Below are 26,860 nucleotides of genomic sequence, written 5' to 3' on the forward strand. Positions count from 1 at the left end.
GATGAAAACGGATAATGATTTAGTTCAAAAATTTTACCAAAACTTAGGTAAGTTGTTTTATGCCATTGCTGCTGTAGACAATAATGTGAGAGATGTTGAACTTGAAAAATTAAAAAACGTAGTTAAAAAAGAATGGTTAACTACTAATCTTATTGATAATAGCTTAAAAATAAATATTGAGGATTCTATTATTAATACTTTTAAGTGGTTACACGACGATAATGAGTATCATGCCGAAACATGCTACAATAGTTTTTTAACCTTTAAAAAAGAGCATGAGTCATTGTTTACGGATAGAATGAACACACTTATTTTAAAAACCGCAAGAGCTATAGCAGCTTCTTTTTCTAAAGTAAACAAATTAGAATTAATGTTACTTACTAAACTGGATATGGAATTAAAAAACATAAAGACATGACATATTATTATACCACAATTGTAACGGGAGATTTTGAGGACGTTGAGGCAAAAATTGTTGAGTTATTAAAAAAAGAAGGATTTGGTGTGCTTACACAAATAGATATTCAGCAAACGTTAAAAAAGAAACTTAATGTTGATTTCAAGAAATATAAAATCTTAGGAGCTTGCAATCCGTCTTTTGCTTATAAAGCATTGCAAACTGAAAATAAAATTGGCACCATGTTACCATGCAACATTATTATTCAAGAACTTTCACCAAACAATATTGAGGTTTCAGCTATTAATCCTTTAATATCAATGCAAGCTGTGAGTAATGAAGCACTAAGCACTTTAGCTGGAGAGGTTAGTTCTAAACTTGAAAATGTTATCAATAATTTATAATCACATTCTTGAACTGGTATTTATCATGATGAATATCATTTTGTAATAGAGTTAAACTCGCTACTTTAGGCTCATATTATAAAAATATTTATCATGAAAAAAATACTAATTATATTATTGATTATTCCTGTTTTAGGGTTTTCTCAAGTTATTGAAAATGTAGATTTTATTTCACCTTTTCACGATGAAATGGCAGCAATTAAAAAAAATAATCAGTGGGCTTTTATAAACATACATGGTGATATTGTTGTCAACTTTAGAAATGATTTAGTGACTTCTAAATTTTTAGATGGGGATTATCCTATTTTTAAGAATGGAAGGTGTTTAATTGTAAATGAAAAGGATGGAGTTTTATATTTTGGTTACATAAACACTTATGGAAAAACAGTTATTGAACCTCGATTTTTAAATGCTACAAACTTTAATAATAACATAGCAACAGCATTAGAGCTAGATAAAGAGGAAATGGGAAGAAACCCAGCTTTAGATAAAAAAATAGTGAACTACAAATATTTTGAAGTTACAATTGATACAGTTGGGAATGTTAAAAACTACTTAACTCATAAAGGTGTTCATGTTGTTTTAGATAAAGATTTTTTAAGGGAACCTCCTAAATTTACATCAAAGCAAATTTCAGATAACCTAGTAGTGACTAGGAATGAAAAAGGGAAATGGACATTAAAAAAAATTAATGAGTAGATTTAATTTTTATGAAAGCTAGCTTAAATTTAGGGAGTATTTCTGGGATAAAAATAATTATACACTGGACATTTTTATTATTAATTCTTTGGATAGTTTTTGATGAACTAAAACGAGGAGGAACAACCGAGAGTGTTTTATTTAATGTCGCTTTTGTTTTGGCAGTTTTTGTTTGTGTTGTATTACACGAACTTGGACATGCCTTAGCAGCTAAATATTTTGGGGTCAAGACAAGAAAAATAACCTTGTTTCCCATTGGTGGTATGGCAAGCTTAGATAAAATTCCTGAATCACCAAAGCAAGAATTATTGGTTGTAATAGCTGGACCTTTGGTTAATGTAATTATTGCAATTCTACTCTATTTAATTTTACCTATTCAAGAATTAATAAATATGAGCTTTGTCGAAAGTTTAGAGACATTAAGTAATCTTACCTTGCAAAATTTTTTACTCTATTTATTTATTGTTAATGTTGGACTAGTAATTTTTAATATTATTCCAGCATTTCCAATGGATGGAGGTCGTATTTTAAGAGCCTTACTGGCAATGAGAATAGATCGTGTAAAAGCAACCCAAATGGCATCCAGTATTGGTCAGTTTATTGCAATTATTTTTTTAGTAGGTTTATTATATAATCCATTTCTGGTATTAATAGCTCTTTTTATTTTTCTAGGAGCTTTTGGCGAAAATCAAATGGTGTTGCATTTATCTCTGCTCAAAGGGCATACAGTTGAAGACGCTATGATGATAAATATTACAATTTTTAAACCAGAAGACTCTATAGATCTTGTTGTAGATAAAATTATCTCTGGTACAGAAATTAATTTTGTAGTCGTTAAAGATTCAATCATAAAAGGGTTGTTATATCATCAAGATATTATAGAGAATTCAAGTAAAAATGTATTAGTTAAGGATGTTATGGAAACGAATTTTAAAGTACTTGATGTTGACGATGATCTTAAAGAGTTATATAGTATAATACAAAGTAAAAAGAAATCTTTTTTTCCTGTTGTAGAAAATAAAAAACTTGTTGGAGCTATAGATTATATAAATTTGAATGAATACATATTGTTACAATCCAAGTTAGCTTATTAATTATGAAATTAGTTAGTTTTTTTATAATCTCATTAGTTTTACTGTCCTGTAATAAAAAGCAAGATAAAATTCTTCCAATAGAAAAAACATTAACAGAATCTGTCTATTCTTCTGTTACCATTCAACCAGATAGTCTGTATCAAGCTTATGCCATTGTTGCAGGGATTTTAGATAACAATTTAGTAGAAGAAGGAGCTATAGTTTCAAAGGCCCAAACACTTATGCAAATAATTAATAACACACCTAAACTTAATTCTCAAAACGCAAAGTTTGCATTGGATTTAGCTAAAGAAAATTATAATGGCAGTGCAGCTATATTAAACAGTATTGAAGAAGAAATTGCTGCTGCCAAACTAAAATACAAGAATGACTCCATTAATTTTTTTAGACAAAAAAACCTCTGGGATAAGAAAATTGGATCTAAAGCAGAGTATGATGCCAAAAAACTTAATTTCGAATTAGCTATTAACAACTTAAAGGTATTACGAAGTAAATATAACAGAACAAAAAACGAATTATTAACGACTGTAAAACAAGCTCAGAACAACTATCAAACGTCATTAATTGCCACCAAGGATTTTGCTGTTAAAAGTAAAATTAATGGTAAAATCTATGCATTATATAAAGAACCTGGAGAAATTGTTACAATCATGGAGCCTTTGGCATCAATTGGAAGTACAACTAATTTTATTATCGAGATGTTAGTAGACGAAGTAGACATAGTACGAATTAGTAAAGAACAGGATGTTTTAATTAATCTAGATGCTTATGCAAACAAGGTTTTTAAAGGAACAGTTTCTAAAATATATCCTCAAAAAGATGAACGAAATCAAACCTTTAAAGTTGAGGCAGTTTTTGAGAATCCTCCTGAAGTATTATATCCTGGACTTTCAGGGGAAGCCAATATAGTAATTGCAACCAAAAATAAGGTGTTAACTATTCCAAAAGCTTACATCATTGATGATGATAAAGTCAAAACAGTTGATGGATTAATTACCATAACAACTGGTTTGCAAAATATGGAATTTGTTGAAGTACTCACTGGAATTACAAAAGACACTTATATCTATAAACCTGAATAATGGCAAACTGGAGCGTTATACTAAACATTGCCAAAACCCATTTGTTAACAAAAATAAAGCAAACATCTACAGCAGCTTTAGGTGTTACTTTTGGAATTGGTGCTTACATTACCTTAGTGTGTTTCATGACTGGTTTAAATGGCATGTTAGACGATTTAATATTAAATCAAACACCACATATTCATGTTTATAATGAAATTGAGCCTTCAAAAAAACAACCTATTTCTTTATATGATAATGTAAATGAAAGTTTTAATGTCGTTCATTCAATTAAGCCAAAATTAAGTCAAAAAAAAATTCATAATGCTCTACCAATTATAAAATATTTAGAAGAGAATAAAGTTGTACGTTGTGCGCTTCCACAAATAAAAACACAAATATTTTACATAGCAGGATCTATAGAGTTAGGTGGCAATCTCACAGGGATTAATGCAATTGATGAAGCAAGTCTCTTTAATATGGGAGATTATATTGTTGAAGGTTCAGCTGAAGCTTTACAAAATACTGACAATGGCATTTTATTGGGTATTGGTATTGCTAAGAAAATGTCTTTAAAAGTTGGAGATCGAGTGCAAATAAGCCCTATAAATGGAGGTGTTTTTCCATTAAAAATTGTTGGTTTCTATCAAAGTGGTATTGCAGATTTGGATGCCATACAGAGTTTTACCAATATAAAAACAGTACAGCGTATTTTAGGTGAAGCTAATAATTATATTACAGATATAAATGTGAAACTGTATGATATTGATCAGGCAGTTTCATTGTCAAAAAAAATTGAAAGACAGTTCAATCTTACTGCTTTAGATATTAAAACTGCAAATGCACAATTTGAAACAGGAACAACCATTAGAAACCTTATTACGTATGCTGTTTCTATAACACTACTTATCGTTGCTGGATTTGGTATTTATAACATACTAAATATGCTTATTTATGAGAAAATGAATGACATTGCCATACTAAAAGCAACTGGTTTTTCAGGTAAAGATGTGCAACTTATCTTTATGAGTCAGGCAATGATTATTGGTTTTGTAGGTGGTCTTTTAGGTTTACTTATTGGTTATGGTTTGGTAAGTTTAATAGATACTATTCCGTTTCAAACAGAAGCTTTACCTACTGTAGAAACTTACCCAATAAATATGAATCCTTTGTTTTTTGTAATTGGTTTTTCGTTTGCTATGTTTTCAACCTTTTTGGCAGGCTACTTACCATCAAAAAAAGCTAAAAAAATTGACCCAGTTAAAATAATAAGAGGACAGTAATATGAGTATTGTATTAGAAGCAAAACATATCAATAAATACTTTAAAAAACCTGTGATGTTTCATGTTTTAAAAGACATAAATTTTCAGATAAAGAAAGGTGAATTTGTATCAATAATGGGAAAGTCTGGTTGCGGCAAATCAACACTGCTCTATATTCTCTCTACTATGGATACTGATTACGAAGGAGAACTTTTTTTAAATAATAAACTTATCACTAATCAAAGTAGAGAGCATTTATCTTATTTACGAAACAAGCACATTGGTTTTGTGTTTCAGTTTCATTACTTATTATCTGAATTTTCGGTGTTGGAAAATGTCATGCTTCCTGCCAAAAAATTAGCAAAGAAGTCACATCAGGAAATCGAGCATGATGCTATGGAAAAATTAAAAATGCTTAACATAGACCATTTAGCTTTAAAGCGTGCTTCTCGAATTTCTGGAGGCGAAAAACAACGTGTTGCTATAGCAAGAGCACTTATTAACAACCCTTCAATTATAATGGGAGATGAGCCTACTGGAAATTTGGATAGTCATAACGCTGAAAATGTATTCAACATCTTTGAGCGATTAAGTAACGAGCAAGGGCTTTCACTTTTAGTTGTTACTCATGATGGAGATTTTGCTAAAAAGACAGATAGAATTATTCAAATGGAAGATGGTAAAATTATGACATAATTTTCTATTCATGATATTGGTCATTTCAAATACATTCATTTCAAATTATCTTTAATCTATAATTATCTAAAAAACACCTTGTGAGCGATTATAGAAATAGACCAAAAGGAAATTTTATCCAAGAAGCCTCTTGGCAGGATTTGTATATGTTAACCGAAAGCTGGAAAAAAGATTTAGAGTTTTATTCGCTGGATGTAAAATTTATAGAGCTATTGGTTGAAACTTATTTTGTAAAGTTTCTTATAAATCAAAATTTAGATGATTTAAGAGAATTACAAAGAGAATTGCTTGAGTTGAATAAACAATGTGAAAATTTACTGAAACGCATTAAAATCCATTTTACACATATTGTTGATTTAATAGAGGACCCATTTATATACGACGCTTCAGTTTTTAGAACCGAACATGAACTATTGGAAGAGGAGATTTCAGAATTTATAAAAATGCTAAAAGTAGTTAGATATGCTGTTTTTGTTTTATCAAAAGATGTTTTAGGCAATGAAAAACCTAAGCGTATCTGGAAATATAATTAAATATATTCTATGAAAACACTTCAAGACATACAAACTCAAATAATAAAGCTCACATCTAATATTGAGACAAATTACCCTGAATTGTATGTTACGCTAGAAGAAAACCCAATAACCATACCATCAACAAAACATCCTGAAATAAGTTTAAGCGTAATGCAAGACTACTTAGAAAGCCTCAAACAAATATTGAAACAATACATAAAAACTCATGGAATAAGATAATGGAATTTATAGGTTATTTTAAAATGGTGAAGTTATTTAAAAACAAGCGACCTAAAAAGATATAAAAAAAACATACCGAAAACTGACTTGTAAGTGTCATCTAAACTTAAACCTTTATAATAAGTTTGTTGAATAGAAATTCAAGAAAATAACAACTAATATGCTCACATTTAAGAATTTTAATATCGCTGATTGGTTTTCGTTTTATAGAGTTATTGCTGCGCCTTTTCTTATTTTATTTCTATGGCTTGATGAAAGACAACTTTTTGCTTGGTTTTTATTTATTAGTTATTCAACAGATGCCATCGATGGCTATTTAGCAAGAAAACTAAAGATAACAAGCCCAAGAGGCTCACAATTAGATTCTTTTGGTGATCAAATAACACTTGTTATTGGATTAATTGGATTACTCATTTTTGAAAATGAATTTATCAGGAAAAATATTATAATAATTGGCGTATCATTTATACCCTACATTATCCAAATGATTATTGCTTATTATAAATATGGTAAGGCTACGGCATTTCATACATACTTGGCTAAATTATCAGCTATAATACAAAGTGCTTTTATTCTATATTCTTTGTTTTTTTACCCAAATTACACCTTGTTTTATATAATGATTGTGTTTGGAGTCTTGGAAACTTTAGAAGAAATAACGCTTATTTTTATGTATGATAATTGGGCTTCAGATGTAAAAGGGATTTATTGGGCATTTAGAGATAAAAGGCGTCTGAAAAAGCATGTAAAATGAGATTATTCTTTTTGTTTAGCATCCATTTATTTTGTTTAGCAATTTAAATAGTAAATCTTCTTGTATTCTATAGGTGTTTAAAATTGTGGAAAGCTATCTTTTTAAGCACTATTTAAGTCAATCTGATATATATCATTTCCTAAACTTTCATAAATCTATAATTTTAAACATGTTTAATTTAAAATTTAAAAATCATGAAAAAAATAATTATTGGTTTATTTATTTTTGGTCTAACCACCCAACTTTTTGCTCAAGATCCGATACAATTAGATGAGGTTATTTTAGTTAATACAAACTATAAATATCTAAGTAGTACAAATGCTACAGATTTACCAATAGAAGTTGACAGGCTTCAAGTTCAAGCTGGAACTTTTGATATTAAGACCATGGATATTTACGAAGATGAATACGATTTTTACGATGTATATTTCATTATTCCTGAAGGAAAAATTCTAGCAACTTACGACAATGAAGGTAATATTTTAAGAACTGCCGAGAAATATAAGAATCTTGATTTGCCAAAACCAATTTTACAATCTATAGAAAAAAGATTTCCTAACTGGAATGTAACTAAAGATGTATATTTAGTTAAGTATCGTGAGTCAGAAGGTTCTAAGTTTACATACAAAATCACTTTAGAAAATGGAAATAAGCGTATTAAAGTAAAACTTGATGAACAAGGCAAATTCTTATAAACTCTAATCCAATAGTTTTTTCATAATTAGAGTATAATTAAGTTTTGGGATTATGAAACCCAAAAAAATACTCATTTTGGTACCAAGTCATAATTAATAAAATCGGAATGACTACTGACAATACCAAAATGAGTATTCCATGAATCATATTTTTCCTTATCAAGTTAATACTTCAAGTTTAGACATGAAATTAAAAACAACACTAAAGAAAATAAAATTATAGTATTTACAAATTTTGGGCAGGTTTCACATTGAATGCAGGGTGTTGATTCCATCATTCGTGAATCTAAATTAGAAGTAATAACTGGTAAAATGAGAATAAATTAATTATAAATAATAATGAAAACATATAAGAACTGCCAAAGTTGTGGCATGCCAATAAGCAAAGACCCAGAAATGGGAGGAACAAATGCAGACAATACCAAAAGCCATTTGTACTGCAGTTACTGTTTCCAAAAAGGGGAGTTTACTTTTAAAGGTACTGTAAAAGAAATGCAAGCATTTTGTAAAGAAAAAATGATAGAGCAAGGATATTCACGGTTTATAGCTTGGCTATTTACACGAAGTGTTCCTAGGCTTAAGCGATGGGAATAGCAACAATCTGCTCATGCATTGCCTAACAAGCTAATAAGCTTTTTACATCCACCTTGTTTTATATATTTGGTATGATCTTCTAAATCCTTAAATTTTCTTCCACAAATATCACTACACAACATCTTCTTATTGGTTGCTTGGTTAAAAGTCATCAGTATTTTTTTTGCAGTTTTGTTGTTGAAAAAAGGTGGGCTTTTGGTAGGGTTCTCTCTACACCAATCTAACATGCGTTTCCATATAGCAGCACTTAATGCACCACATGCATTTCCACTCAAACCAAGACCACCAGCAAATCCCGCGACCATCACAGTTTCTTCATCACTAGCTCCCATTTGTTTCAAAACTTCTGACGTACAACTCAATGGCTTCTCTGCTATAATAATATCTGCCGACAGGCTTTTATTTGCTGTTTCAACGGCCTCTGGAGCCCATTGTTCAGCGAGATTAAAACAAAGGCTATTGTCCATCCCTTGAAGTGTGGTTTTTAACATAAATTTTGTCATACCCAAAATAGTTGTGAGATTATAACCAATTATGTCTTTACAATCTGTAGCTCCAGAGGTTTTTACAAAAGATGTGATAATGTCTTGTGTCGCATTAACTGTAATGGTAATGGCTTTGTCAAGGTTTTTGTGTTTACGGAATGATTCGGCACCAATTGCCAAAGCTGTTCCCCAAAGCATACCACATTGATGGCCTTGGTTTAAAATGCCACCTGCTAATGGATTCAGAGCACGCTCTTCATGCTCCATAGGATGTTCAAATTCACGATTTAATAAATGCGCAAAGGTTCTAGAGCATGTTTGGCATTTTTTAAAAACTTCCTTTGCATCGTTTTTATTTTCTATATACATCTTCATTTCAATTATAATTAAATTCTTTTTAAGATATTATTTTTAATTAAAGTAGACACTGATATATATCATTGTCTACTTTGAGTTTTGTTTAGATATTTAATATCATAATAAAATCTAATAATCATGAAAAATAAAGAGGACATTCAATTTGTAGATAAAGTTATTGGAGCACTTAGAAAAACGGCAGTTGAGCTTGAAGAATTTCGAGTTCAAACAGCTTTAGGAAAAGCTGAAGTACAAGATAAGTATGAGGAGGTTAAAAAGAAATTTAACCTATTTATTCACGACAATGAGTATAAAATAAAAGGGGTTAAAGAAAAAATTGAAGAACTTAATACCAAGTTTGATGAATTACGAGTACAACTAGCTTTAGGAAAGGCAGAGACTAGGGAGGTTTTTAAAAAGCAAAAAAAGCAATTGCTTTTAACTTTACATGATATTGAAGTAAAAATTAAAACAAATGAAACTTTAAATAGAATGTATGCTTTAACTCTAATAGAAATTGAGCAATTTAAAATTCAATTAGAGATTTTAGAACAAAAGTTTAATAAAGATAAAGACGAAGCTAAAGATACTTTTGAAAAAGGCAAAAAAGATTTTAACACATTTATCGATAGGCTTAAAGTAAAATACGCCAAAAAGAAAGATGAAGAAACAAAAATAGAGCATTTTCAAAATGAAATTTCTGAAGCATTTAAGCATTTTAAAAAAGCATTCTCTAAGCCATAACCCAAAAAAGCTTAAACAAAAAAGCACACTAATAAGTGTGCTTTTTTGTTTAAATTCATCATATTAATTTAGAAAATTAATAATCATAATCCCCTTTGTTTATATTCTTTAACATACCAAATCCTAAAATTACAGCTAAGGAGAAACTGACCATACCTATAAAAGAAATGCCATTCCAAATTGGGGTAATTTCAAAAATTATAAACAATGATGCTCCAATTATAAGCGCGACCATTATAAAAGCTGTAATTAATTGTTTTGTTATTCTTTGTAGCGTGCGTACCATTGGGTCTATACCTTTATGTGTTAAATCAACTTTAACTTGACCAGAATTAATTTTACGTATGGCATTTTTCAAATCAGATGGAAAATCTTCCATATAATCTGTAATTTCCACAATAGAATTTACAACTTTTTTTCCCATGTTTAATGGGTTGTATTTTTTAGTAACACTTGTTCTTAGATATGGTTTTACAATTTCAAATTGTTTTAAATTTGGGTCAAGTTTATTAATAACACCTTCAAGAGTTACCAAAGATCTAGCAAAAAGGAAAAAATAAGTTGGAACTTTTAAATCATGAGCTATAATAATATCTTTAAGTTCTAACAGAATAGTACTCATCTCGTTTTCATGAATATCCTTTACATAGTATTTTTCTATAAATTCATTAATATCAAACTCTAATTCTCTCATGTTCTTAACTGAAGTATTATTTGATAGTTGTTGTAAAGCTTTAATTATATTCTTTATGTCTTTGTAAGTAATAGCGATGAATAAATTACTTAAAATTGAAACATCCCTTGGGAGCATACTACCCATCATACCAAAATCTAAATAACAAATATGGTTGTTTGGTAGTACTAATAAATTTCCTGGATGTGGATCGGCATGAAAGAAACCGTATTCAAAAACTTGTTTAAAATAGCTTATAGCAAGCCTTTTGGCAATAATTTTAGTATCAACGTTTTTAGTTTTTAGCGCATCAATTTGGTTTATTTTAATTCCAGAAATAAACTCCAAGGCCAAGACTTTTTTAGTTGTTAGAGATTGATAGACCTTTGGAGCTTCTGCAAATTGATCTAATGAGGTATCATCTTTTAAATTATTAAAAAATCTTTGGACATTAATCGATTCATTTATAAAATCAATTTCTTTTAGTATAGAATTCTCAAAGTTTTTAACAAGTCCAATAGGATCAAAGCTCTTTAAAGATGGTATTCTATTCTCTAAAATCTCTGCAATTTTATACATTGCTTTTATGTCTTCTTCAATAATTTCATGAATACCTGCGCGTTGGACTTTTAACGCAACTCGTTTACCAGAATGCAAAGTCACATTGTGTACTTGTGCTATAGAAGCAGATGCAAAAGGTGTTGGCTCAAACCAAGCAAATAAATTTTCTACAGTATCATTTAGTTCTGTTTCTACAACTTTTTTTGCAACTTCTTTTGGCATTGGTGGCACATTGTCATGAAGTTTTTCTAATTCTAAAGCTAATTCTAAAGGAATTAAATCTGGTCTGTTACTTAAAATTTGACCAAACTTTACAAACGTTGGACCTAATTCTTCGCAGACCAATCTCATTTTTGCCCATTTACTATATTCAATTGCACGCTTCCTAGACGTTTTAGGGATTAATTTTTGAAAAAATGTGTATTTTTTGTTTTCTTCTATATATTCAACTAAATCTTCAAAACCATATTTTATTAAAACCTTAATAATTTGGTTATACCTAGAGATAGATCTAAAATTCTTGCCAATTCCTGCTATAATTCCCATTGTCCTATGTTTCCAGTTTATTTAATCTTGCTTCTAAGAGAGCAACTGTTGCGTCAAGTTTTTCAAGTTTTTCATTTAGAGCTTTAATTTCATCTAAATGTGCTACATTCATTTTTTTGTAAAACTTAACAACCAATTCTTCAATTTTATCATCAAGTTCTTCTTTTAACTCATGAGTTTTTAAAATTATTTTATCTACAAACTCCAATTCATTTCCATTTTCATCCAGTTGAGTTTCAGATACAATTCGATTGATATTTACTTTTCCTTTTTCAGAAAGTTCATTTAATTTGTCTAAAAATTGAGTGTCTCTTGCCAAATAATAAAGGCTAGAACTTAGTGTTAGTAACTCTAAGATGGTTTTAGTTTTCATAATTATGCATTTAATTCTTGAATAAATTAAATGTATTAATTAAGATCTTGTTTTAAAATGATATTAATCATTTATAGGAAGCAATAGAAATAATAATAAAGATGTTTATTTGTTTTTGATGAGTTAATTAAAAAGCCAAAATGGAGTTGAGAATTATGGATTAATAAAAAACAGAAACCATTTAGAATACTTGGCATTAAAGACCTAATTAAGAAAGTCCTGTTTGTAAGCTGACATTTTTTAATTAAGCAACTTATTTTAATGCATAAAGGATTGATTATGAGGATTTTCTATTTTTAAATTCATCAATTTAAAAATAATTGTATTTGAGCGACATTATATTAACATTATCGTTAATTTTTGGAAATGTTAAAGTATAAAATTAATTTAGTAAAGCTATTAATCAATACATATTTAACATTATGAAAAAAATAGGATTACTATTTGCAGTTTTGGCGATGATTTTCGCTTCCTGCACCAATGAATCACTAAACGAAAACACTGAAAGCTTAAACCAAACAGAAAATTCCTTTAGATTAGTAAATGAAGTTACTATAATTAATTTTGATGGTTTTGCAGCAGGCGAAATTATTTCAGAAGTGACTCCTAATGGATGTTCCGGAACAATTTCTATAATGGCTGTTAATCCCGATTTTCCAGGAATTAATGCTGCCATGATTTTTGATTCTTCAAACCCTACAGGCAATGATTTTGATTTAGGAACTCCAAATGAAATGTTTGGAGGCCCAGGAATTTCTTCTGATGGACCACAACCTAGTAACGATGTACCATTAGGAAATGTACTTATTATATCAGAGGATATGGATAGTTCAGATCCTGATGACAGTGCAATTAATGGGTCTAGATATGAGTTTGATTTTTCAGGATATGGAAATGGAATGGTAACTCTTCATTCCTTTGATATGCTTGACCTAGAACCAGTTGGTGCAGATGGATTGCCAACTGTGGTTACTTTATATGATGGATTAAACAATATCTTATTAGAACATGTACTTCCTTATGGTGAAGACAATGTAAAACAACTTGTAGATTTAGAATCTACTGCAGGTGTTGTACGTATGGTTCTTGAAATGAATAATTCAGGAGCTATAGATAACATTAGGTTAACATGTCATCAAGAAATCCAAATTGGTGGATGTGAGACTATGTTTGCAAAAGGTGGAGATGAAGCTACTTGTTTCATTGGAAATGGATTTAACAGATGGGGTTGGACTAACGGTCCTCTTACTTCCGGAATTTATACTATGGATATCTATGCTGGAGCTTCACATTGTAATACAGATAATCGTGAGCCAGCTGGAACAGTAACTTTAGAATATAATTCTGTTACAGGTGAGGCTGTAGTTACTTATTTAGTTGATGCTGGTTATGTACTAACAGAAACACATTTATATTTAGGAAATGGACCTTATCCACTTAAGAGAAGAGGAAGAAATTGGGTAGAAACCGTTGCTCCTGGACAGTATCCTTATAAACATGGAAATTTAGATCATGTTAGTGAAGACACTTATATGGTTAGTGATTTGTCTGGAGATATATATATGATTGCTCATGGCGTTATCTGTGAAGTACTTGATTGATCCCAGAATAATAAAATAAAGTTATATTTTACAAAAAAGCCTTTACAGAAATGTAGAGGCTTTTGTTTTTGTATGGGTCGAACAAAATAAGAGGCTTGTTGCTTTAACCTATTTCTTTATACTATTTATTCTTCACTGCCAGATTTATCTTTTTTATTCATAATTTCTTTTACTTTCTTGCTAAAAATAGGTACATCGATACCTACAACAAATTGCCAGCGCGTGTATTTTATGGTGGAGTTTATATTGTTGTCAATATCAAAGCCATCAACATCTAAACTATAAGGACTTACAAAATTATTAGAACCATTTGTGTACGTAATACCCATAATTAAATTTGCCCATTTCAATTTCCAGTTTACTCCTAAACTTAAATGGTAAAAATTGTCACCAACATTAATATTTTTAGTACCATCTGAAGATAAATCGAAAATATTTGCACTATCCACTAAGGCATAATAATCTGTAGAAAATCCTCCATATGCTTTAAAATTTTCTTTTAGAAAAAACTCAGCTCCAACACCAAAATTAATAATTGTCTTACGTTCTTCATCAAAATTTACTGGAGTTAATGTACTTTCACCTGTATCTATATCAGGAATATCTATTCGGCTATATTGTGCTAAACCACTAACATAATCAACATTTAGGTGTAATTTTCCTTTCTTGATAGGAATACCTGCACCAATAGAAACACCAAATGGTTCTTTTCTTTTGGCAGATAAGTCGTTAAAAGAATTATCAACAAAAAGATTGTATTCAGGGTCAACACCAGATAAAACTTCAGAATAATTAAAACTCCCTTTATTATAAACACCAATATTTGGGAGATTAATATTCAATCCTAAATCGAATTTTGGGAAATGATAATTAGCACCAATTTTTATAAATATTCCATAAGATTTTTGATTAAAACTTGTGACGTTTTGATAAAATGCAACTTCATTATCAGTAGATTGAAGCGTGTGATTTAAATCTGATCGACCTGAATAGTTATAAATAGAAGCAAATGCCGATATGCCTAAGTTAAAATTATCACTTATCTTTTTCGCCCAAGTTATGCCTGTCCAATCATCTCTATTATTAGATTGAAGACTAATTTTAGCATTGTGTTTTTCAGCATCTGGAAAAGCACTTAATATATCATCATTTAAATAATAACTACTGTAATTTAAATTGATGTTATTGTTAGCTTTTGTGAAATATGAATAAACAAATCTAGTTCCAAGTAAATTAAAAACAGCTCCAGCCATTACAGAAGTACCTTTAAAAGACGTGTTGTCTAAATTCGAATCTTCATTTAATGCACCTTTTAATTTTATAGAAACTAACTGGTAACCTTTAGCATTAAGTGAGAATCCTACATTTTCAACATCTGTTAAAAATGAGGGATTGTAATATACAAGACCTAAATCTGAGACACTACCAGTTACATTTCCAGATAATAAAATGGAACGATTTCCAAAATTGTTGAATCTGTAATTACCTTGTTGTGCAAATGTTTGTAAGGATATTAGCAAAAAGTATAAACTAACAAATTTATAAAACCAAGGATCTATTGTTTTTAAACATAGGTTAGTCATTTTATAATTGCTTTATGGTAATATAAATTTAAATGTTTAAAGAAGGTTTTCAAAGTAATTTGAAAGAATTCATTTTAATTATTTATGAATCAATATGTATTTTAACAATAGCTATAACTGGATTCTACTTATGATTGGTAATTGTAGCTTTCTAATTCCATTTTATTCTTATTAAAACTTCCTAAATTAAATCAATAAAAGACTAAAAGGTATTATTATATTTGCAACTCATTTAATTTTCAAATAAATTAATAATGGCTTTACCTAAATCACAACACACATTTCATATTCCAGTTATGGGATTAGCTTACACTATAGACAGTCCAATTCGTGTAGCTCAATATGGTATCTCGTCAGTAATTTCTATTATTGACGATGAGCTTATGGAAAAAATGAACGCCTTTTATAGTAATAAATTTAGTTTACCATATCAGGAAATATCAAAAAAAGCACAAGATTATCGAGCCGAACGCATAACATCTTATTTAAATTTGGTGGATACCATAGTTAAAGAAAAATTTTCAAAGTTTAAAACAGAGCTTTCAGAAAGTAAAGTAGCCTTAGAAAACTTCTTGGACTCATTACCTAATAAATCTACTATCAAGGAAGGACTTTCCAATTTAATGGTTGAAGGTTCTGCGCTTAAGGAAAATATAAAAAACTATTTGGAAACGCATTTAACTGCTGGTGATATTGATGTGAATATCATGACCAAAGTAGATAAAGATAACTTTGTTAAAAGCGAACAATTACCAATAGAATTTAATGATGCGCATGCGTCACTTCGTGGATTTGCAAAGAGTAATTTAAGCTCATCTGTCGTGCTTTCTGCAGGCATGAATCCAAGATTATATAGTTACTTCGAAAATTTTAATGATTTCTATCCTAATAGTCAAGGACAGTTAAAAAAGAAAATCATTTTAAAGGTAAGCGATTATCGTTCGGCTACCATTCAAGGAAAATTTTTAGCTAAAAAAGGACTTTGGGTTTCAGAATATAGAATTGAATCTGGTTTAAATTGTGGAGGTCATGCTTTTGCAACAGAGGGCTTTTTATTAGGCCCAATTTTAGAGGAATTTAAAAATAAAAAGGAGGAGTTAATTCAAGACACACACGATGTTTTAATAAAAGCCTTAAGCACAAAAGAATTGTCTATTCCAGTTCAACCTTTAGATTTAAAAATTACAGTTCAAGGTGGCGTTGGAACTGCTAACGAACACGAATTTCTTATTAATAATTATCAAGTGGATTCTGTTGGTTGGGGAACACCATTCTTGTTGGTTCCTGAAGCGACTTCTGTCGATAAAAAAACTAGAGATTTATTAGCCAAGGCTCAAGAAAAAGATTTGTATTTAAGTGGCATTTCGCCTTTAGGAGTCCCTTTCAATACCATAAAAGGTACCACCAACGAATTTTTTAAACAAAAACGTATTGACGATGATAAAGCAGGAAGTTCTTGTCCGAAAAAATATTTGGCATTGAGTAAAGAGTTTGGCCCAGAAGGTATTTGTACAGCATCAAAAAAATATCAGGATGTAAAATTGGTAGAATTAGAAACAAAAAGATTAGAAGTTTCTACAAGCATGTACGAAAATGCTAAAGCTAAAATTACCGAGAAAGCGTGTCTTTGTGTTGGGTTGACAAATGCATCTTATTTAGAAAACAATATTCCTATTAAAGGTCAGGAACAAGGTGTGGTTATTTGTCCAGGACCAAATCTGGCTTATTTTGATAAAGAAGTGTCGCTTTCTAGTATGATGCAACATATTTATGGAAAGGCATCTGTACTTTCTAACATAAATCGTCCGAACATGTTTGTTAAAGAATTGAAAATGTATGTAGACTATTTAAAAAATGAAATAGCTACAATTTCTGAAGATATAACAAGCAAACAAATAAAGAAATGGGAAGCTTTTAAAAGCAATTTATTTGATGGCATTGCCTATTACCAAGAGTTGTTTGTAACAACTATTTCAGATGAAAATAAACACATTCAAGAAGAGCTTCAGTTTTATAAAGAAGAATTAATAGCTGTTATGATTCCTGATTTGGAACTTGTTTAATTAATTAATATAAAGTTTAAGAATCTGATTTTCTATTATCGATTACCATAACAGGTTTTCTGCTCATGATAGGAAATTGTAATTTTTGAATCTCTTTTTTATTGTGAATTTCTATTTTAGGAGACACACGTAATTTGGCTCTAAAATGGTCTTTAATTTGTTGAAGCAACTTATCTGTTGGGTTTTTTACAGCTATTTTAATGCAGATTTCGTCTGTACCAATGGTGTTGTTTGAAATTTCAATTATGTAGCTCTCTACTTCACTAAAATCGTTTAAAATATTATCCATTGCTGGTGGATATAAGGTGGTGCCTTTATATTTTATCATTTGTTTTTTTCTGCCAACTACTGGACCTAAACGCATGGTATTTCTGCCACAACCACAAGCTTCTGTATGTGCCTGAACCATATCTCCAGTTTTAAAACGAAGCAAGGGCATACCTTCTACTCCAAGAGTAGTAATGGTAAGCTCTCCAACGTTATTTGTAGAAACAGGTTGGTCTTTTTCATCTAAAATTTCGGCAATAATTAATTCAGGATGATGATGTCCTCCTTGTTGTTTTTCACACTCATTAAAAGCTGTATTCATTTCTGTTGAAGCATATGTAGAGAATAACTCTATTTGCCATTGAGACGTAATTTTTTCAGCTAAAGTATTTAAAGAAAAATCTTGATTTCTTAAAGGTTCGCCAATGCAAATAGCTCCTTTTACTCCAGAGTTATTGATATCTATATTATGTTGATTGGCATATTCAATCAGTTTCAATAAAAATGAAGGAACAGCAATAAGATAGGTTGGTTTAAATTTTAAAATAGAATCCCATTGTAATTCCGGAATTCCTGCTCCAACTCGAATAATTCCAGCTCCAAGTTGTCTAGCTCCAAGAAAATAGGCCAAGCCTGCCATAAAACGTCTGTCTATGGTAGTCATTAGTTGCATGACATCATTTTCAGAAACTCCAGAACAAGCAAAAGACATGGCTTCGTTATAGGCTAAACGGTTTAAATCGTTATCTGTTAAAGCAAAGGTTACAGGATCTCCCATTGTGCCAGAAGTCGTTACATAATCAATGATTTTGTTTTTAGGCACACATAAAAAATCGTTGTTGTACTGTTGCAACAAATCTTTAGTGGTTGTTGGAATTTTTGTTAAATCTTCAAGATTATTAATCGAATTAATATCGATGTTCTGTTCTTTAAAAACACGTTTGTAATAAGGCGAATGTGAATTTAAATACTGTAATAACTCTTTCAGTTTTTCTTCCTGAAAGGTTTTTATGTCTTGAGATGATGCTTTTTCAATTTCGGGAATCATTCGTTTAATTTCCTTTTAATCTTTTTAATATACAAATCTATCTTTTCTTTACTAGGAACTGTTGTAATTTCCTTAGTTTTTGCTTTTTCAAATGCATTTAGAGCTGCTTTGTAATATTTTTTTTCGTAATAATATTTTCCTATTAAATAATAAGCTTGCCAATAATCTGGATTGGTTTTTTGTAATTCGGTTAGCATGATTGGAACAATATGGTCATCATTACTAATAGCTTTTTCAACTTGTCTACTAAGTATGCGATATTTTTCGTAATCTAAATAAGCATTTGTGTATTGAAAAGGGTCTTCTTCTATAGTAAGCAATTTGTTATTTAAAGGTTTTGCCTGTAAATTATTAGGTGCTTCACTAAATACAGTATTTAAATTATAAGCTACAAATTCTCCTAACTGATATGGGTTTGAAGAAACCCAAACCAAACGCTCTTCAGGTTTAAAAACAATGCCATGATGCGCCAAAAGCTGATTCAAAGCTTTTTCGTTACCATAGCCAATGGTTTTATTATTCAAGCCTTCTTTATTTCGTAAGATATCTACAGCTATTTGCGGTGTTAGTTTTGGAGTCTCGTCTAAAAGTTCTTCCATACGTTCGTAACGATATTGCGAATGACTTTCAGCTTTGTGTTTTATGTTTTTTTCATCTTCTGCATAAGCGTCACTTTGAAAATGATTAGAGCAAATTAACTGGTTGGAATTTTCAACTTCATACACACCAAAATTCTTTGGAGATACTTCAATGGTAATGGCTCGATTGTCTTTAGCGCTACCAATAAAGATAGATTCCGACACAAAAACTTGACGTTTTTCGGCAATTTCTATGGCTTCTTCAATATTAGAAGCATACTGTAAAATTTCTCGAGTAAGAATAGAAATAGGTGTTTTTGCCACCCAAGGAATACTCGATTTTCCAGCGTTAATAGTAACTGTTAAACCTTGATCGTTCATTCCTGAAACAACTCCTAACATGCCAGCCCAAGTAACAGACATAAAATTGTAACCGTTTGTTGGTTTTACAAAAGCAATAATTTTGTCTTTTGAAAAATCGTCTCCAGCATAAAAATCAAAATTTCTACCAATAATTAAATCGCCATCTTCGGTTTTATTTCCCCAAGCAGCAAAAGATGAACAGCCAACAAGCATAAGGTCTTGAAGCGCATGGCCAATATCGTGAGCACTATGGAAATAAAGAATTCTTAAATAATCGTCTGCCACATAATCATAGTCATCTCCTGCATATTTAGAAACGCCTAAAATTTCAGCTTTGTATTCTTCAGGAATATGTAAATACATTTTACGGTTGTACCAAGCTAGAAGTTTTCGTAATAATTTTTGTTTTGATTTTGAAGGAACCAATTCATCAACCTTACTTAAAAAAGCATGTTCTTGTTTTTCAAAAAGTTCTTGAGTTAAACTACCAGTGTTTAATCCAATTTGATAAGGATCTCCAGTTACAAATAATTCCCATTGACCAGAAGAATTTTTAGTTAGATAACCATTACCTGTTGTAAATGATGTATCTGATATTTTAGTGCGTTTGGGTAAAGCATCGTGATACATACTAACATCTGGAACATCTTTCAAGGAGATAGAAACACCACAAGACACCAAGCTTAGTAGTAAGAACAATGATAATATGTAGGTTGCTAATCTCATGCTTTTTTTGATTTTGATGGTTTGTTAGCAGCAATAATTTTATCCAATAAATACTCCTGACCTAAAATTTCCGAGCAAGTTACAACTGCTCCAATAGTAACCCCTAAAATACCATGCATGTTTAAACATTGTCCTGTAAATAACAGATTTTCAATTTTGGTTTTAGGAGAAATAAACGATTGCATAGATTTATTTACATCTTTAGCATAACCATACATGGAACCACGATTTGTTGCAATATAATCTCTATAAGATAGAGGAGATGAGGTATAAGTTTCTTGAATACAATCTCTAATATTGGGAAATTTTTTCTCTAGTTCTATAATGATTTTTTCGGCTTTTTCTTTTTTAAACTCTTCGTAAGTCTGACCTCTTTCGTTTTTATTAGCTACTGTATTAAAAGTATTCTCCCAAGGTTCAACTTCTTCATAACGCATATAAGTCATTATGGTAATATTATCTCCATATTCATCGTTGTTTTTCTTGATTCCCATGGATAACATATAATTTTCAGGCCAGCTTTCTTGTGTATATTGTTGCCCATTCCAAACGGCATCAACCGATTTAAAATGGTAATAATTTTTGTTTAAATATTTAAAACAACCAGGTTTTAAAACAATATATAAACTAAAAGCTGCAATGGTACTTTCTATATTTTCAATTCTGTTGATGTAGGATTTTCGTAATTTCCCATCATCAATTAGTTTTAGAGTGAGTTTTGGATCTATATTCGAAATAAATAAATCGCCTTTAATTTCATTGCCATTTTCACAAATAACGGAACTTATTTTGTCTTCTTCAAACTCAAATTTTATGGCTTCATGATATTTGTATACTTCTCCACCAGCCTCCAAAAGTCTTCGGATTAATAATTTAGTAATTTGGCTACCTCCATTTAAACATCGATACGCACTTTGAATGTATGAGTTTACTGATAAAGAATGAACATAAAATGGTGTTTTATAACCATCTCCAGCATACAAAAAATTAGTTCCAGCTAAGACAGCTTGTAAGCGTTTGTTATCTGTAATAGATTCTAGAAATGTTCTAATTTGTAATTTAAAAACACCATCTGCATAAGGTCTTCCAAGTTTTAATCTGTATAGTGGAAACTTGTCGCATGTTTCTTTTATTTTATCGCAATATGCTTGAATAGCTGATTCTTCTTCAGGGAAATCTTTAATTAAGTTCTTGATGAATTTTTCGTAACCTTGAGCATATTTGTATTCTACTTCATCGTCGTCAAACGTAATAGCATCAAAGCCATCTTCATCCATTTTTTTAAGAGCAAGCTCATCCATAATACCCAAAAAATTGAAGTATTGATAAAGATTTTGTCCTTTGTCCAAACTCCCAACATAATGGACTCCAGTGTCGAATATGGATTTGTCTCTTACAAAAGTTTGAAGGTTGCCACCATACTGTTGGTTCTTCTCCAAGACACAAACACTGTAACCTTCTTTGGCAAGTATAACTGCTGAAACAAGTCCTCCCAAACCACTACCAACTATAACAATATCGTAATGTGACTTTGGTTTCAAATGGTATGTGTTTTTGTTAATATGATACAATTATCTTTTTGTTGAACTACTTTAAAAGACTGTTTTTTAAATCCTTCAGAATATAATTCAGAATCTGAATGTAATAAGATAATTTTTGTAAGCCCATTTAAAATTGTAGTTTCCAATTGCTTATTTGTTAAATTGATTGCGTCTAAAATAAGAACGTTAGCATTATTATTTAGAGTATCTTCAATTGTATCTAAAACTGAAATCTTATAATGATTATTGCTTATATAACTGTTTTTAACGATGTTGCTCACAGATTTGTTTTCAAAATTGGTATATATCTTTCTATCTGGTCTATCTAAAGCCAATAAGAAATCTAATTGTCCACAAGTTTTAGAAATATGCAGAATGCTATCTTTTTCTCCAACCGAATCCATGATGGTTTTGTAAGCTGTTCTATTAGTTTTTAAATCTAATTTCACCTGTTTATATAATGCATCTCCTTTATAACGAAACTCTTCTAAAACTACTTTGTGGAAATAGATATCATCTTCAATTTCCTGTCTAAAAGCATTAAATTGTTCTTTAAAGTATGCGCTTGTTTTTTTAGTAGTATCTCTAGTTGTTCCTAAAAATATATCATCTTCAAATGGTATTCTATCTAGTATTTTTACTGTAATGGCACCACTTTTTATAACGAAATTTCCTTTAGGTAGCACTTCGGAATTTCCATGAATCATTACTGGAACAATGTCTAATTTAAATTGTTCAGCTAAAAAGAAAGCACCTTTATGGAAGCGTTTCATTTTATTGGTGTAAGAACGTGTGCCTTCAGGAAACGCCATTAAACTGTAACCTTGATCGACCTTCTTTTGTAAATGGTCAACTCCTTTTTCAATACCACTTGACACAGGATAAAAACCTGCAAGTTTTACTGCTTTTCCAAAAAATGGGGAGTTGTAAACCCAATCGTTTACCAAAAAAATAATTTTGGGATGCAACATGCCAATAGCCAAAATATCTAAAAATGATGTATGATTGGCTATAATCATGGCTTGTTTTTCAAATGTTTCGTTTGAATTGTTTATCACTTTTGTTTTAAAGAACGGATAAGAATCTAAAACCGATTTCATGAATTTCGACATGATTTTATGAAACCAATTCATTTTAATTTTCATACTAATTGGTACCACTTTCATAAAAGCAATTCCAAGTAATGATAAAAATAAACCACCTAAACCATAATAAGTAAAAGAGATGGAAGAATGAATAAACATGAGTATTGGCGAAGGTCTGCTATTTTTACTTCCAATAAAAAATCCAAATAAAAGTGGTTGGATAGTAAACGAAATAAGCATTGCAGATAAAATACCAATTAGCGACACCATGGAAATACTATGTAAAGCTGGATGCTTAGCGAAAACAAGCACACCAACTCCCAAAATAGTAGTAATAACTGAAAGTAAAATAGAGGTTTTATGGGTAGGTAAGGAGCTTTCCCCAGTTCTTAATTCATTGAGCAAACCGTTAGTTATAAAAATACTATAATCGATACCTAAACCAAAAATAAAAGTTGTAATAATAATGTTGAAAATATTAAATTGAATATCCAACAAGCCCATAATTCCAATAGTTAAAAACCAAGTTAAAGCAATAGGAAGAAGCGTAACCAAGGTCAAAGAAAAACTGCGATAAAATAGTAACAGAAGCAGTAAAACAACTATAAATGAATAACCTACCAAACTATTGAAATCGGTTTTAAGGTTGCCCAAAAAGGTTTCATTCATTTGTTTTCTATCGATAACTAAAGTTTTCGAGTTGTTTTCAAATTTATGAAACAAGTTTTCTGCTTGTTCGTCTTTTAACTTTACTAAGGTTGTTATGGTTGTGAAACCTTCTTTTGAAGCAATGTAATCGTCAACCGAAATGGTTTTGAAAGCTTTAAAATCTTCTATACTTAATGTGGCGAAATCTGAATCTAAATGTTTGTAAAATTGCTGAAAACTATTAGGCTTGAATCCTAACTTAGAGCCACTATCAATTAGGTTTTCTTTAGTATTTAGTTTGGTTTCTTCAGACCAAAAATTATTCCAAGTGGCAAGCTGTATTTCTTGTATTTGGTTAGATTTTATTAAAGCACTTATAGAACTAAAACCAATGACACTATCTTTCTCCTTTAAATTTTTTAAGGTCGAAAAAATACTGTCGTTTGCCAGAAGTACTTCATCTTTATTTGTTCCGTAGGCAGCAATATAAACAGATTTGGAATTAATATTGGTTAAAGCATCTAATCGGTCTTGAGCTTCACGAAGATTGGTTGGTTCAAAGTTTAAATTAGCTAAGTCGTTATTAAAAGTTACTTTGTTATAGGTGAAATAACTCATAAAAAACAGTAACACCAATCCTATTAAAACCCATTTGTTTTTATGAAGTGGGTAAGATGCTACTTTATCAATAACAGTTGCCTTTTTTGTGGTTTTACTTTGTTCTTTATAAACTAGTGGAATAAAAATCAATGCAAAACACGAAGCACCAAGCACACTAATAGCTGCAAAAAGCCCAAGGTCTTGAAGCGCTTGAGAGTCTAAAAACAGCAAACATAAAAAAGCCAAAGCTGTTGTTAAGCTACTCATTAAAATTGGCTTGGTAATTTCTTGATACAGAGCTTTTATGTTGTTATTACTACGAATATGCGTTAAAATATGTAAGGCATAGTCTAAAGTGATACCTAGCAAAACAGAGCCAATACCTAAAGAAATTGCAGAAATTTTTGTTCGTATTAAAAATAATAAAGCTACTGCAAGTAAGGCACCAAAAGCAGTTGGTGTGAATAGAATTAGTGGCACACTTAGCTTTCTATAAAATACAATAAGAATTAATAGTAAGAATGTTATAGCAATACCAACGGTTAGTTGAATGTCTTTTTTTATTTGTTTAGCATTGGCTACTGCTACTAAAGCACCACCAAAATATTCGCTACTTACTTTGCCTTTAAACTCCTGATTTAGTTTTGAATTTAAACTGTAAAGTTGTTCTGCAAAAAGGGCATTTTCTGAAGTTTCACTAGAAGCGTGCGTTGGACTTATAAATAACAGAATATGTTTTTTGTCCTTGCTTAACAAAAAGCCATTTTGCATGGTAAACTCATTACCAAAACTTAATTGCTGTAACTTTTTTAAGGCTAAAAACGATAAACCTAATGGATCTCTTAAAATGGTTTCTTTGGCAACCATTCCAGAAGGTGAAATCAAGGTTTTATAATTAGCTTTAGTAATAGCCTCTATGCTGTCTTTTTGAAGCTTATTTTGTATGGTAATATAATCGGATTCCTCTAAAAACTGAGGTAGATTATTATAGACAAAATCTAATGTATTTAGTATTTCTTCATCTTCAACTTTCCCTTGTATTTTAGTAAAATACTTGCTTGAAGAGTTGTTAATACTATCAATAAATTGTGAAGCGTATTGGGTTAAATTGTTGATGGAACCAGCAGATTCACGTTTAATATTTACAATTATTTTATCAGCAAAATTAACTGACTTAAGTACTTTTTGAGCATCAAGATTTTCTTCATTGATAGGAATTAGTTTCGTAATATCTTCTTCAAAAGTAATCTTTGAAGCTAAAAAACCTAAGCTAATAACAAGTAAAGCTAAAGCAAAAAAGCCTACAATTTTTTTTGAGGCCAAGTACGTATGTATGTTATAAAAAAAGTTAGTCATTCTTTACTGCCATGTTCTTCTTATTGGAAAAGCTGAAGAAAATGTATCCTATAAATCCAAAAACAAAAGCTCCAATACTTGCTAAGGTAAAACTTCCAACAAGATACGTTTTTAGATGTTTAAATGCCTCAAAATTAGCTATCATTTCTTCAATAGAATAAGAGATTTTTTCACCCAAAATCCATTGACCTAATTCTAAACTTGCAAAAATGATAAATGGAATAAAAGGAGGTAAGCTTACGTTTGAAAACGCAAAGGATATGGCTTTGTTTAGTTTTAGAAAAATAGCAAGTGTTAAGACTAAAAAAGTATGAAATCCCCAAAGAGGAGAAAAACCTATAAAAGTTCCTAAGGCAATAGAAAGGGCTTTCTTTTTTGGAGAATCGTTGCTGCCTAAGAGATCTTCAACAAAGAATTTTTTAAGACCTTTTTTTTTAATGTTCCTAAAAAGTCGTCTTGGGAAATAATAGATACCAGTTAAAAAAACCAACCAGGTATTTAAGATGCTAATTCTTGTAAAATCTTTAAAAGGTCTAAAATGCGATACACGTTCAGACTCATCATAAAGTACTTGAATAGGGATATTTTTAACTTCTACATCTTTCCAAGCCGATTTCACAATGACTTCTATTTCAAATTCGAATTTGGTGGTGTAAAATTTCAGGTTTTTAATTACGTTTAAAGGATACAATCTAAATCCAGATTGTGTGTCTTTTAGCTTGATACCAGTTTCTATCCAAAACCAAAAGTTTGAAAACTTGTTACCAAAACTACTTTTTCCTGGAACACTTTCGTGATTCATATTTCTGGCTCCAATAATCAGCAAGTCTTTTCCCTTATTTTGCTCCAGTTCGTTTATGAAATTTGGAATATCGCTTGGAAAATGCTGTCCATCAGAATCTATAGTAATTGCAAAGTCATATTCTAAAGAAATTGCCTGTTTAAACCCTTTTCTTAAGGCCATACCTTTGCCTTTGTTTTTAGGAAAATGTATTTGATTAATGTTTTGGTAGTTCTTTAATATGGAAGTTGTAGTATCTGTAGAGCCATCGTTAACAATCAAAATGTTATTTGTTAATTCCAGAACACCATCTATAACTCGTTTTAGTGTATGTTGATTGTTGTATGTTGGAATAATAACACATACGTTTAAATCGGTAATTTTTTGTTTAATAAGCTCTATATTCACTTCAATGAAGCCTTATTTTGTTATTGTTCCGAAATTACTGATTTTTCTTCTTATTTAAAGC

24 protein-coding genes are annotated in these 26,860 nt (G+C 30.3%); 15 read left to right on the forward strand and 9 right to left on the reverse strand.

Annotation, left to right across the window (positions count from 1 at the left end):
- Position 1: 1 nt before the first annotated feature.
- From LX78_RS01960 to LX78_RS02015, 12 genes are all read left to right on the forward strand, one after another.
- The gene (locus LX78_RS01960; RefSeq protein WP_109680953.1) at positions 2–418 is read left to right on the forward strand and encodes a hypothetical protein; all 417 of its coding nucleotides are present in this window, start codon (positions 2–4) and stop codon (positions 416–418) included.
- A complete protein-coding gene (locus LX78_RS01965) occupies positions 415–801 on the forward strand; it encodes a DUF302 domain-containing protein (protein WP_109680954.1) in 387 nt (128 codons plus the stop codon). The genes LX78_RS01960 and LX78_RS01965 overlap by 4 nt, the downstream gene beginning before the upstream one ends.
- Before the next feature lie 93 nt (positions 802–894).
- Positions 895–1,500 (forward strand): WG repeat-containing protein, encoded by a 606-nt coding sequence (locus tag LX78_RS01970; RefSeq protein ID WP_109680955.1) that lies wholly within the window; start codon positions 895–897, stop codon positions 1,498–1,500.
- 11 nt (positions 1,501–1,511) lie between these two features.
- On the forward strand, positions 1,512–2,594 hold the full coding sequence (locus tag LX78_RS01975; protein WP_109680956.1) for a site-2 protease family protein: 1,083 nt from the start codon (positions 1,512–1,514) through the stop codon (positions 2,592–2,594).
- Between the two features lie 2 nt (positions 2,595–2,596).
- The gene (locus LX78_RS01980; RefSeq protein WP_109680957.1) at positions 2,597–3,676 is read left to right on the forward strand and encodes an efflux RND transporter periplasmic adaptor subunit; all 1,080 of its coding nucleotides are present in this window, start codon (positions 2,597–2,599) and stop codon (positions 3,674–3,676) included.
- Positions 3,676–4,938, forward strand: coding sequence for an ABC transporter permease (locus LX78_RS01985; RefSeq protein ID WP_109680958.1), 1,263 nt, complete (start codon positions 3,676–3,678; stop codon positions 4,936–4,938). Before LX78_RS01980 ends, LX78_RS01985 begins: the two co-directional genes overlap by 1 nt.
- Before the next feature lies 1 nt (position 4,939).
- Positions 4,940–5,614, forward strand: a complete 675-nt coding sequence (locus LX78_RS01990; RefSeq protein ID WP_109680959.1) for an ABC transporter ATP-binding protein — start codon at positions 4,940–4,942, stop codon at positions 5,612–5,614.
- A gap of 80 nt (positions 5,615–5,694) precedes the next feature.
- Entirely contained in the window at positions 5,695–6,147 is a 453-nt protein-coding gene (locus LX78_RS01995; RefSeq protein WP_109680960.1) for a hypothetical protein, read from the forward strand.
- Between the two features lie 9 nt (positions 6,148–6,156).
- The gene (locus LX78_RS02000; protein WP_109680961.1) at positions 6,157–6,369 is read left to right on the forward strand and encodes a hypothetical protein; all 213 of its coding nucleotides are present in this window, start codon (positions 6,157–6,159) and stop codon (positions 6,367–6,369) included.
- A gap of 160 nt (positions 6,370–6,529) precedes the next feature.
- The gene (locus LX78_RS02005) at positions 6,530–7,123 is read left to right on the forward strand and encodes a CDP-alcohol phosphatidyltransferase family protein (RefSeq protein WP_109680962.1); all 594 of its coding nucleotides are present in this window, start codon (positions 6,530–6,532) and stop codon (positions 7,121–7,123) included.
- Positions 7,124–7,317: 194 nt separating this feature from the next.
- Positions 7,318–7,818 (forward strand): nicotinate-nucleotide adenylyltransferase, encoded by a 501-nt coding sequence (locus tag LX78_RS02010; protein ID WP_109680963.1) that lies wholly within the window; start codon positions 7,318–7,320, stop codon positions 7,816–7,818.
- Between the two features lie 339 nt (positions 7,819–8,157).
- On the forward strand, positions 8,158–8,412 hold the full coding sequence (locus LX78_RS02015; RefSeq protein WP_109680964.1) for a zinc ribbon domain-containing protein: 255 nt from the start codon (positions 8,158–8,160) through the stop codon (positions 8,410–8,412).
- 11 nt (positions 8,413–8,423) lie between these two features.
- Here LX78_RS02015 and LX78_RS02020 read toward each other — a convergent pair whose 3' ends face one another.
- Entirely contained in the window at positions 8,424–9,272 is an 849-nt protein-coding gene (locus tag LX78_RS02020; protein ID WP_109680965.1) for a C-GCAxxG-C-C family protein, read from the reverse strand.
- A 120-nt stretch (positions 9,273–9,392) separates the two neighbouring features.
- Between LX78_RS02020 and LX78_RS02025 the strand changes: the two genes are divergently transcribed.
- Complete coding sequence (locus LX78_RS02025) at positions 9,393–9,998, forward strand: hypothetical protein (protein ID WP_109680966.1); 606 nt, start codon at positions 9,393–9,395, stop codon at positions 9,996–9,998.
- 76 nt (positions 9,999–10,074) lie between these two features.
- On the opposite strand, the gene LX78_RS02030 is transcribed toward LX78_RS02025, so the two are convergent.
- Both LX78_RS02030 and LX78_RS02035 read right to left on the reverse strand, forming a co-directional pair.
- Positions 10,075–11,778 (reverse strand): ABC1 kinase family protein, encoded by a 1,704-nt coding sequence (locus LX78_RS02030; protein WP_109680967.1) that lies wholly within the window; start codon positions 11,776–11,778, stop codon positions 10,075–10,077.
- A 4-nt stretch (positions 11,779–11,782) separates the two neighbouring features.
- On the reverse strand, positions 11,783–12,151 hold the full coding sequence (locus tag LX78_RS02035; RefSeq protein WP_109680968.1) for a hypothetical protein: 369 nt from the start codon (positions 12,149–12,151) through the stop codon (positions 11,783–11,785).
- 422 nt (positions 12,152–12,573) lie between these two features.
- Between LX78_RS02035 and LX78_RS02040 the strand changes: the two genes are divergently transcribed.
- Positions 12,574–13,752: a hypothetical protein gene (locus LX78_RS02040; RefSeq protein ID WP_109680969.1), complete on the forward strand. Its 1,179-nt coding sequence runs from the start codon at positions 12,574–12,576 to the stop codon at positions 13,750–13,752.
- Positions 13,753–13,877: 125 nt separating this feature from the next.
- On the opposite strand, the gene LX78_RS02045 is transcribed toward LX78_RS02040, so the two are convergent.
- On the reverse strand, positions 13,878–15,335 hold the full coding sequence (locus LX78_RS02045; RefSeq protein WP_109680970.1) for a hypothetical protein: 1,458 nt from the start codon (positions 15,333–15,335) through the stop codon (positions 13,878–13,880).
- Between the two features lie 254 nt (positions 15,336–15,589).
- Between LX78_RS02045 and LX78_RS02050 the strand changes: the two genes are divergently transcribed.
- On the forward strand, positions 15,590–17,398 hold the full coding sequence (locus LX78_RS02050; RefSeq protein ID WP_109680971.1) for a hypothetical protein: 1,809 nt from the start codon (positions 15,590–15,592) through the stop codon (positions 17,396–17,398).
- A gap of 16 nt (positions 17,399–17,414) precedes the next feature.
- Here the strand turns inward: LX78_RS02050 and LX78_RS02055 are convergent, their stop codons facing one another.
- From LX78_RS02055 to LX78_RS02075, 5 genes are read right to left on the reverse strand one after another with little or no spacing between them, the layout of a single operon-like run.
- The gene (locus LX78_RS02055) at positions 17,415–18,713 is read right to left on the reverse strand and encodes a phenylacetate--CoA ligase family protein (RefSeq protein WP_109680972.1); all 1,299 of its coding nucleotides are present in this window, start codon (positions 18,711–18,713) and stop codon (positions 17,415–17,417) included.
- On the reverse strand, positions 18,710–20,380 hold the full coding sequence (locus tag LX78_RS02060; RefSeq protein ID WP_109680973.1) for a C45 family autoproteolytic acyltransferase/hydolase: 1,671 nt from the start codon (positions 20,378–20,380) through the stop codon (positions 18,710–18,712). Before LX78_RS02060 ends, LX78_RS02055 begins: the two co-directional genes overlap by 4 nt.
- The gene (locus LX78_RS02065; protein ID WP_109681351.1) at positions 20,377–21,921 is read right to left on the reverse strand and encodes a phytoene desaturase family protein; all 1,545 of its coding nucleotides are present in this window, start codon (positions 21,919–21,921) and stop codon (positions 20,377–20,379) included. The genes LX78_RS02060 and LX78_RS02065 overlap by 4 nt, the downstream gene beginning before the upstream one ends.
- Positions 21,918–25,610 carry an MMPL family transporter gene (locus tag LX78_RS02070; RefSeq protein WP_170109785.1) on the reverse strand — a complete coding sequence of 1,231 codons (3,693 nt, stop codon included), beginning with the start codon at positions 25,608–25,610 and terminating at the stop codon, positions 21,918–21,920. Before LX78_RS02070 ends, LX78_RS02065 begins: the two co-directional genes overlap by 4 nt.
- Positions 25,603–26,799 carry a DUF2062 domain-containing protein gene (locus LX78_RS02075; RefSeq protein WP_109680974.1) on the reverse strand — a complete coding sequence of 399 codons (1,197 nt, stop codon included), beginning with the start codon at positions 26,797–26,799 and terminating at the stop codon, positions 25,603–25,605. Before LX78_RS02075 ends, LX78_RS02070 begins: the two co-directional genes overlap by 8 nt.
- Between the last annotated feature and the right edge of the window lie 61 nt (positions 26,800–26,860).

It is taken from the genome of Xanthomarina spongicola (assembly GCF_003148645.1).
Lineage (GTDB): Bacteria > Bacteroidota > Bacteroidia > Flavobacteriales > Flavobacteriaceae > Xanthomarina > Xanthomarina spongicola.

What these genes read in the sequence shown, in the direction of transcription:
- LX78_RS02050 (WP_109680971.1), top strand. Translation starts at nt 15,590, where the DNA reads ATGGCTTTACCTAAATCACAACACACATTTCATATTCCAGTTATGGGA.
- LX78_RS02005 (WP_109680962.1), top strand. Translation starts at nt 6,530, where the DNA reads ATGCTCACATTTAAGAATTTTAATATCGCTGATTGGTTTTCGTTTTAT.
- LX78_RS02000 (WP_109680961.1), top strand. Translation starts at nt 6,157, where the DNA reads ATGAAAACACTTCAAGACATACAAACTCAAATAATAAAGCTCACATCT.
- LX78_RS01985 (WP_109680958.1), top strand. Translation starts at nt 3,676, where the DNA reads ATGGCAAACTGGAGCGTTATACTAAACATTGCCAAAACCCATTTGTTA.
- LX78_RS02060 (WP_109680973.1), bottom strand. Translation starts at nt 20,380, where the DNA reads ATGAGATTAGCAACCTACATATTATCATTGTTCTTACTACTAAGCTTG.
- LX78_RS01960 (WP_109680953.1), top strand. Translation starts at nt 2, where the DNA reads ATGAAAACGGATAATGATTTAGTTCAAAAATTTTACCAAAACTTAGGT.
- LX78_RS02030 (WP_109680967.1), bottom strand. Translation starts at nt 11,778, where the DNA reads ATGGGAATTATAGCAGGAATTGGCAAGAATTTTAGATCTATCTCTAGG.
- LX78_RS02055 (WP_109680972.1), bottom strand. Translation starts at nt 18,713, where the DNA reads ATGATTCCCGAAATTGAAAAAGCATCATCTCAAGACATAAAAACCTTT.
- LX78_RS01965 (WP_109680954.1), top strand. Translation starts at nt 415, where the DNA reads ATGACATATTATTATACCACAATTGTAACGGGAGATTTTGAGGACGTT.
- LX78_RS01975 (WP_109680956.1), top strand. Translation starts at nt 1,512, where the DNA reads ATGAAAGCTAGCTTAAATTTAGGGAGTATTTCTGGGATAAAAATAATT.
- LX78_RS01990 (WP_109680959.1), top strand. Translation starts at nt 4,940, where the DNA reads ATGAGTATTGTATTAGAAGCAAAACATATCAATAAATACTTTAAAAAA.
- LX78_RS02015 (WP_109680964.1), top strand. Translation starts at nt 8,158, where the DNA reads ATGAAAACATATAAGAACTGCCAAAGTTGTGGCATGCCAATAAGCAAA.
- LX78_RS01980 (WP_109680957.1), top strand. Translation starts at nt 2,597, where the DNA reads ATGAAATTAGTTAGTTTTTTTATAATCTCATTAGTTTTACTGTCCTGT.
- LX78_RS02045 (WP_109680970.1), bottom strand. Translation starts at nt 15,335, where the DNA reads ATGACTAACCTATGTTTAAAAACAATAGATCCTTGGTTTTATAAATTT.
- LX78_RS02040 (WP_109680969.1), top strand. Translation starts at nt 12,574, where the DNA reads ATGAAAAAAATAGGATTACTATTTGCAGTTTTGGCGATGATTTTCGCT.
- LX78_RS02010 (WP_109680963.1), top strand. Translation starts at nt 7,318, where the DNA reads ATGAAAAAAATAATTATTGGTTTATTTATTTTTGGTCTAACCACCCAA.
- LX78_RS02020 (WP_109680965.1), bottom strand. Translation starts at nt 9,272, where the DNA reads ATGAAGATGTATATAGAAAATAAAAACGATGCAAAGGAAGTTTTTAAA.
- LX78_RS02070 (WP_170109785.1), bottom strand. Translation starts at nt 25,610, where the DNA reads ATGACTAACTTTTTTTATAACATACATACGTACTTGGCCTCAAAAAAA.
- LX78_RS02035 (WP_109680968.1), bottom strand. Translation starts at nt 12,151, where the DNA reads ATGAAAACTAAAACCATCTTAGAGTTACTAACACTAAGTTCTAGCCTT.
- LX78_RS01970 (WP_109680955.1), top strand. Translation starts at nt 895, where the DNA reads ATGAAAAAAATACTAATTATATTATTGATTATTCCTGTTTTAGGGTTT.
- LX78_RS02025 (WP_109680966.1), top strand. Translation starts at nt 9,393, where the DNA reads ATGAAAAATAAAGAGGACATTCAATTTGTAGATAAAGTTATTGGAGCA.